Genomic DNA, 7679 nt, shown 5'->3' on the forward strand with positions numbered 1-7679 from the left:
TCGCATTTGCGCGACCGGCGGCCCGCCCGGCGGCGCGGCCGTGCGGCCGAGCATCAGGCTTGCGCTCGGCGAGCCGCCGACGCCGGCCGCGGGCGGTTCGGCGGCTAAAGCGGCGGTCGAAGGACGCCCTTCGATCTGGGCCAGACCGGCGTTGGCGAGATCGGAAATCGGCTTCGGCGATTCGGACAACGAGACGAGCCGATCGGAATCGCGCGGTCGGAGCGCGAGAACGGACTCGTACATTTCGCGCGCCTTGGTGGTCTGGCCGGTCTGCTGATACAGCATGCCCGCGCCGAGCAGCGCGTGCGGATCTTTCGGATTGATCTTCAGCGCCTTCTGGAAATAATTGTCGGCGGCAACGTGGTTGCCCTTGGCCAGTTCGGCCAAGCCGAGTTCGGCGAGATCGTTCTCGCCGCTCGTCTGCAACGGGCTCATGGACCAGAAAGAGGGACTGAACAGGCTACCCTCCTGCGAGCCGCCGCACCCCGCGAGCGCCAGCGCCCCCGCAAGCGCCAACGGCAATGCTACCGCGCCCGCCTTCCTCGCCTGCGTATCCTGTCGGATCATCGCCACCCTTCGCCGGAACCGCCGCAAGCCCGGCGGAAACACGCCACCATGCTAACCGAAAAGCCGCGAATCGCCAACTTTTCGAGGCAAACGGGCGCGCTGCGGCGCTCGCGCGCGAAGGCGAATCGATTCGCCCGCGGCGACAAGCCGATTCGCCGCTCAACGAAACTCGGGAATCGCGTGGCCGTGGTCCAACGGACCGTGACCGTGCCCCAGGCCCGGCGCCCGCTCGATCGCCTTGTAGACGTACCGGCGCGCGCGGATCACCGCCTGGCGGAGGCTCATCCCCTGGGCGATGCCGGTCGCGACCGCGGACGCCAGCGTGCAGCCGGTGCCGTGGGTGTGCGGGGTTTCGATGCGCGGGCTGCGGAACACTTCGAAAATCTTGTCGTCGTGCAAAAGGAAATCGGCCACGGTCTCGCCTTCCAGGTGCCCGCCGGTCATCAGGATCGCCTTCGGCCCCAGCGTCGCGATCATGCGCGCGGCGTGGGCGGCGTCGTTCTCGTCGCGAATCGTCATGCCGGTGAGCGCCTCAGCCTCCGGCACGTTCGGGGTGACGACGGTGGCGAGCGGCACGATGGTGTGACGCATGGCGACCGTCGCCTCGGGCGCCAGCAGCGCATGCCCGCCCTTCGCCACCATCACCGGATCGACCACCACCGGCACGTCCGGCGCGTAATCGCGCAACGCGCCCGCCACCGCCGCGATGGTGTCGGCGCGGTGCAGCATTCCGGTCTTGACGCAATCGGCGCCGATGTCGGTCAGCACCAGGCGCATCTGCTCGGCGACGAAATCGGCGGGTACGTCGTGGATGCCGAACACGCCGGTGGTGTTCTGGGCGGTGAGCGCGGTGATCGCGGTCATGGCGTAACCGCCGAGCGCGGTCACGGTCTTGATGTCGGCCTGGATGCCGGCGCCGCCGCCGGAATCGGAACCGGCGACGATCAGAACCCGCCCCTTCATGGCCTTTCTTTCATCGCGGCGCGCCGGCGCGGGCGCCCGCCGCTTCCAGCGCGCCGACGATCTCCTCGACCACGGCGGCGACCACGGATTCCTCGTCGCCTTCGGCCATGACCCGGATCACCGGTTCGGTGCCCGAAGGCCGGATCAGCAGCCGCCCCTTGCCCGCAAGCCGGTCCTCGCCCGCGGCAATGGCGGTCTTGACGCGCGCGTCGGCGAGCGGCGCGGCGCCGTTGACCCGCGCGTTGCGCAGAACCTGCGGCAGCGGCGCGAATACCCGGCACACCTCGCTGGTCGGCCGGTTCGCTTCCACCAGCACGGCGAGAACCTGGAGAGCGGCGATCAGCCCGTCGCCGGTGGTGCCGTAATCGCCGAGAATGATGTGGCCCGACTGTTCGCCGCCGACGTTGTAGCCGCGCGCGCGCATGTGCTCGACCACGTAGCGGTCGCCGACCGAGGTGCGGGCGAGCGCGAGGCCGAGGCCGGCGAGATGCCGCTCCAATCCGAGGTTGGACATCACGGTCGCCACCAGGCCGCCGCCGCGCAGTTGCCCGCGCCGGTGCCAGTCGGCGGCGATCAAGGCCATCACCTGATCGCCGTCGACGATCGCCCCCTTTTCGTCGGCGATGATCACCCGGTCGGCGTCGCCGTCGAGGGCGAGGCCGAAATGGGCGCCGTGGGCGACCACCTGCTCGCGCATGTATTCGGTCGCGGTCGAGCCGCACTTGCGGTTGATGTTGAACCCGTCCGGCGCGACGGCGAGCGGGACGGTGTCGGCACCCAGTTCCCACAGCACCTCGGGCGCGACCTTGTAGGCGGCGCCGTTGGCGCAATCGACCACGATCTTGAGGCCGTCGAGGCGCAGGCCCTTGGGGAACGTCTGCTTGACGAATTCGGTATAGCGCCCCTGCGCATCGTCGAGGCGCTTGGCGCGTCCGAGTTCCGCCGCCGTGGCCAGATCGGCCGACAGGTCCGAGGCGACGTCGCGTTCAATCGCCGCTTCCATGTCGTCGGACAGCTTGTAGCCGTCCGGGCCGAACAGCTTGATGCCGTTGTCCTGATAGGGATTGTGGGACGCCGACAGCATGACGCCGAGATCGGCGCGCAAGGAGCGCGTCAGCATCGCCACCGCCGGGGTCGGCATCGGCCCGACCAGGATCACGTCCATCCCCATGGAGATGAACCCGGCGGTCAGCGCGGGTTCGAGCAGGTAGCCCGAAAGCCGCGTGTCCTTGCCGATCACCACCCGGTGGCGGTGATTGCCGCGGCGAAACCGTTTGGCCGCCGCCTGGCCGACGCGAAGCGCGGTTTCGGCGGTCATCGGCTCGGCGTTGGCCTGGCCGCGGATGCCGTCGGTGCCGAAAAGCTTGCGGGTCATGGTTGGGGATCGACTCCCGGCTATCGTTTACAACAGACGCCGCGCCCGCGCCTCATTTTTCTTGTCTTGGGCGTTAACCTTGAAAAACGGCGCCCCACACCGCCAGCGCCTGGCGGGTTTCGGCCACGTCGTGGACGCGGAGAATGTCGGCGCCGCGCGCGACGCCGGCCAGGGCGGCGGCGAGCGAGCCCGCGAGGCGCCCCTTGGGCGGCTCGTTCCGGCTCAACTTGGCAATGAAGCTCTTGCGCGAAACGCCGAGCACCACCGGATGGCCGAGCGCCTTCACGCGATCCAGGTTGGCGATCAGGCGGGCGTTGTGGGCGACCGTCTTGCCGAAGCCAATACCCGGATCGACCGCGATGCGCGCGCGCGCAATCCCGGCCCGGACGCAAGCCTCGATCCGGGCGCGCAGGTAGTCCGCGACTTCCCCCACCACGTCGTCATAGCGCGGATCGTCCTGCATGGTGCGCGGATCGCCCTTCATGTGCATCAGGATCACGTGTGCGCCGCTTCGCGCCGCCGCTTCGAGCGCGCCCGGCTCGGAGAGCGCCGCCACGTCGTTGATGATGCGGGCGCCGGCCTCGGCCGCCTCCGTCATCACCGCCGCGTGGCGCGTGTCGGCGGATACCAGCGCACCTTCGGCGGCGAGCGCGCGGATCACCGGCACGATCCGGGCGGCTTCTTCCCTCGGCTCGACCGGCCGGGCGCCGGGACGGGTCGATTCGCCGCCGACGTCAATCATGTCCGCCCCGGCCGCGATCAACTCGCGCCCGCGCGCGATCGCGAGGTCCGTGTCGGCGGTTTCGCCGCCGTCGGAAAAGCTGTCGGGCGTGACGTTGACGACGCCCATCACCCTCGGCCGGTCGAGGGCGAGACCGGCGAACGCGCGCGGTGCGTCGGGCGAGCTCAGGGTTCGGTTTGGGGTTCGGGGCCGATCGGACGGCGCGTCGGTCCCTTGCCCCCGGTCGAGGGCACCGAGGCCTTGCGCCCCGCGCCGCGATCGGCGGCAGGCGGCGGCTCGTCCGGCTTGACGATGGTTTCGCCGCGCAGAACCGCCTGGACTTCCTCGCCCGAGAGGGATTCGTGCTCGAGCAGCGCCTCGGCGAGGGTGTCGAGGTCCTTACGGCGCTCGCTCAATATCTTGCGCGCCTTGGTTTCGGCCTCGTCGATCAGGCGGCGCACTTCGTCGTCGATGATCTTGGCGGTCGCGTCCGACACGTTCTTGCGCTGCGCGACCGAATGGCCGAGGAAGATTTCTTCCTCGTCCGAGGCGTAACGCAGCCGCCCCAGCTTGTCGCTGAAGCCGAACTCGGTCACCATCCGCCGCGCGATCGCCGTCGCCTGCTGGATGTCGTTGGACGCGCCGGTGGTGATGTTTTCCGGGCCGAACACCAGTTCCTCGGCGATGCGCCCGCCGAACATGATGGCGAGGCGCGATTCGAGTTGCAGCTTGGACAAGCTGTACTGGTCGCGCTCCGGCAGCGACATGGTGACGCCGAGCGCGCGCCCGCGCGGAATGATGGTAACCTTGTGCAGCGGGTCGGTCTTGGGAAGGTTGAGCGTGACCAGCGCGTGACCGGCCTCGTGGAAGGCGGTCAACTTCTTCTCCTCGTCGGTCATGACCATGGAGCGCCGCTCGGCGCCCATCAGGACCTTGTCCTTGGCCGCTTCCATCTCGTCCATGGTCACGACCCGGCGGCCGCGCCGGGCGGCGAGCAAGGCGGCCTCGTTGACCAGGTTGGCGAGGTCGGCGCCGGAAAAGCCGGGCGTGCCGCGGGCGATGACCTTGGGGTCCATGTCGGGCGCGGTCGGCACTTTGCGCAGGTGCACCTTGAGGATCTTTTCGCGCCCGAGAATGTCCGGGTTGGGCACCACCACCTGGCGGTCGAAGCGGCCCGGACGAAGCAGCGCGGGGTCGAGCACGTCGGGACGGTTGGTGGCCGCGATCAGGATCACGCCTTCGTTGGACTCGAAGCCGTCCATCTCGACCAGCAGCTGGTTGAGAGTCTGTTCGCGTTCGTCGTTGCCGCCGCCGAGGCCGGCGCCGCGATGGCGGCCGACCGCGTCGATTTCGTCGATGAAGATGATGCAGGGCGCGTTCTTCTTGCCCTGCTCGAACATGTCGCGCACGCGGCTGGCGCCGACGCCGACGAACATCTCGACGAAGTCGGAGCCGGAAATGGTGAAGAACGGCACGTTGGCCTCGCCCGCGATCGCGCGCGCGAGCAAAGTCTTGCCGGTGCCCGGCGGGCCGACCAGGAGGACGCCCTTCGGAATCTTGCCGCCGAGCCGCTGGAACTTGTGCGGGTCGCGCAGGAATTCCACCACTTCCTCCAGTTCCTGCTTGGCTTCGTCGATGCCGGCGACGTCGTTGAACGTGACCCGGCCGGTCTTTTCGGTGAGCAGCCGGGCGCGCGACTTGCCGAAACCCATGGCCTTGCCGCCGCCCGCCTGCATCTGGCGCATGAAAAAGATCCAGACGCCGATCAACAGCAGCATCGGGAACCAGGACATCAGCAGGCCCCACAGCGAGGGCGCCTCCTCGGACGCCGGCATCGCGCTGATGCGCACGCCCTGCTTGTGCAGGCGCTGGACCAGGCCGGGGTCGTCGGGCGCGTAGGTGGCGAAGCTGCGCCCGTCGCGGTAATGGCCGCTGATGGTGTTGCCCTGGATGACGACGTCGCGCACCTCGTTCGATTCGACCGAGGCGAGGAAATCGGAAAACGCGACCGGGGTATGCGGCCCGCGCGTGTAGGACGATCCGCCCTGGAAAAGGTTGAACAGCGCGAAGACGAGAAGCGCGATGACCACCCAAAGGGCGAGGTTACGGCCGAAGTTCACGAAACGTATGTCCTTTCTGAGGTCTTTTTCCGGGGAGCGGCGGGCGCCTCGGCGATACCCGAGTTCATCGGTTACTTATTTAATATCGTCCACCGCTCAGGCAACTGGCGCAACAAAAAAACCAGGGTCGGCGAGCGGCCGGCAGGGCCGGAAAACGGCCTCCGCCGCGATTAACCACGCCGGCGCGTCCGGTCGGGTGTAGCCGAGGTGCGGGATCCGCGCCAGGCCCCGGGCGTCCCGCAACGCGGGCAGCGCGACATGAACCGGACGCGGAATAGGGCTATCGCGCAAGGAAGGATCGAGGCGCACCGCTTCGCGCCAGCCGTCTTCGCCGAGCGGCGCAAGGGTCAAGGGCGCAACCGCCGGAACCGATACATCGAACCGCCCGTCCCAACCGCGTCGAAGGGAGTTTGTCACGGGCTCGGGCGCCGGCAACCCCCGCGCCTCGCGCCGGATCAGCAATTCGCAATCCCCGGAAACCGCGCGCGCCTCGACCACGCAACCCGCGAGCGCGGCGATATTGCCGGGCCGCCGCCCGCGGTCGGCGAGCGCGGCAAGGACCCGCCGTACCTTGTCGAACGCGGGCGGATGCGCCCGGCCGCCGACGGCGGCGAGGGTTCGGGCGAGCGCGCGGGTCGCGATCTCGACCGGCGCGGCAAGCAATTCGTCGAGAGACAACATCGCGTATCCGGCGGGCTGCAGCGCGACGGCACGGGCAAGCAACGCGGCGGTCGCCGCCTCGAGCGCGACGCGGGCTTCGGCGAAACGCTCCGCGGCCTCGGCCAATGTCGCGGCCGTAATTCCCTCCCTCGCCAGGCCGGACATGCCGGCGCGCACGCGGACGCGGGCAAACCGCGGATCGCGATTGGACGGGTCCTCGATCCAGTCCTGGCCGAGGGCGACGAGATAATCTTCGATTTGGGCGCGCGGAACTCCGAGCAACGGGCGCAACATCCGCGCCGCCGGTCCTTCGACCACGGCCGACATGCCGGCAAGCCCGTCGGGCCCGCTCCCGCCCGCGAGCCGCAACAACAATGTCTCCGCCTGATCCTCGCGCTGGTGGGCGAGCAGGAGATGCAGCACGCCCGCGCCCCGACACCAATCGCCGAGCAGGGCGTGACGGGCGGCGCGGGCGCGGGCCTGAATGGCCGTGACCGGTTTCGCGCCGGTCCATTCCAGCACCCGGTGCGCGATGCCGCGCGCCGCGAGCCAGTCGCCGACTTGCGCCGCTTCCGCGCGCGAGCCGAGCCGCAAGCCGTGATTGACGGTGAGCGCGGTCACGCGGCCGCCGTGTTCGCGGGCCCAGCGGTCGGCGAGCAGCGCCAGCGCGAGACTGTCGGCGCCGCCCGACACCGCGACCGCAAGATGCGGGTTCGCCTCGAACGGAGCGAACTCGGCCATCGCCCGATGGAAGGCGCCCTCGATCGCGCGAAGGTCGGTCATGGCACGATCACTTGCGGAACTTTATTTGCAGGAGAGGCGCTTGCGTTCCCGCTCGAGGGTGGTCTTGATCGCCGCCGGCGCGTCGGGGAACTTCTTGCGCAACTCGCCGAAGGTGATGCACGCCTGCTGGCCGCGATCGAGGGTGGCGAGCGACATGCCGAGCTTCAGGAGCGTGTCCGGCGCCTTCTGGCCCTTGGGGTCGAGCTTGTAGTTCTCGGCGAACACCTCGGCCGCCTTGAGATGGTTGCCGCGCACGTAATAGGTCTCGCCCAGCCAATAGCGCGCGTTCCCGGCCAACGGATCGTCGGGATGGTTCTTGATGAATTCGGCGAGCGCGAGTTCCGCCTGATCGTAGTTGGCCTGCCGAAGAAGTCCGAAGGCATGGGCGTACTGGTCCTTGGCCGGGCCCGGCGGCAAGACGCTGGCCGGGGCGGCCGGTCCGGTGCCCGGCAGCGCCGGGGGACGGGCCTGGGCGGCCGCGCCGGGCGCG

7 protein-coding genes are annotated in these 7679 nt (G+C 69.3%); all 7 read right to left on the minus strand.

The features are described 5' to 3' along the window. On the minus strand, positions 1-567 hold a 567-nt coding region (locus FJ311_15165; GenBank protein ID MBM3952776.1), incomplete at its 3' end, for a tetratricopeptide repeat protein. A 159-nt stretch (positions 568-726) separates the two neighbouring features. Next, positions 727-1530: a bifunctional hydroxymethylpyrimidine kinase/phosphomethylpyrimidine kinase gene (thiD, locus tag FJ311_15170; protein MBM3952777.1), complete on the minus strand. Its 804-nt coding sequence runs from the start codon at positions 1528-1530 to the stop codon at positions 727-729. A gap of 10 nt (positions 1531-1540) precedes the next feature. After that, entirely contained in the window at positions 1541-2905 is a 1365-nt protein-coding gene (locus FJ311_15175) for a phosphoglucosamine mutase (GenBank protein ID MBM3952778.1), read from the minus strand. Positions 2906-2978: 73 nt separating this feature from the next. Continuing rightward, positions 2979-3755 (minus strand): dihydropteroate synthase, encoded by a 777-nt coding sequence (folP, locus tag FJ311_15180; GenBank protein MBM3952779.1) that lies wholly within the window; start codon positions 3753-3755, stop codon positions 2979-2981. A gap of 56 nt (positions 3756-3811) precedes the next feature. Continuing rightward, positions 3812-5746, minus strand: a complete 1935-nt coding sequence (locus tag FJ311_15185; protein ID MBM3952780.1) for an ATP-dependent metallopeptidase FtsH/Yme1/Tma family protein — start codon at positions 5744-5746, stop codon at positions 3812-3814. Between the two features lie 96 nt (positions 5747-5842). Next, positions 5843-7189, minus strand: coding sequence for a tRNA lysidine(34) synthetase TilS (tilS, locus tag FJ311_15190; GenBank protein MBM3952781.1), 1347 nt, complete (start codon positions 7187-7189; stop codon positions 5843-5845). A gap of 21 nt (positions 7190-7210) precedes the next feature. Further along, the coding region (gene ybgF, locus FJ311_15195) for a tol-pal system protein YbgF (GenBank protein ID MBM3952782.1) at positions 7211-7679 on the minus strand (469 nt) is incomplete at its 5' end.

It is taken from the genome of Rhodospirillales bacterium (genome assembly GCA_016872535.1).
In the GTDB taxonomy this organism is placed as follows: domain Bacteria; phylum Pseudomonadota; class Alphaproteobacteria; order Rhodospirillales; family 2-12-FULL-67-15; genus 2-12-FULL-67-15.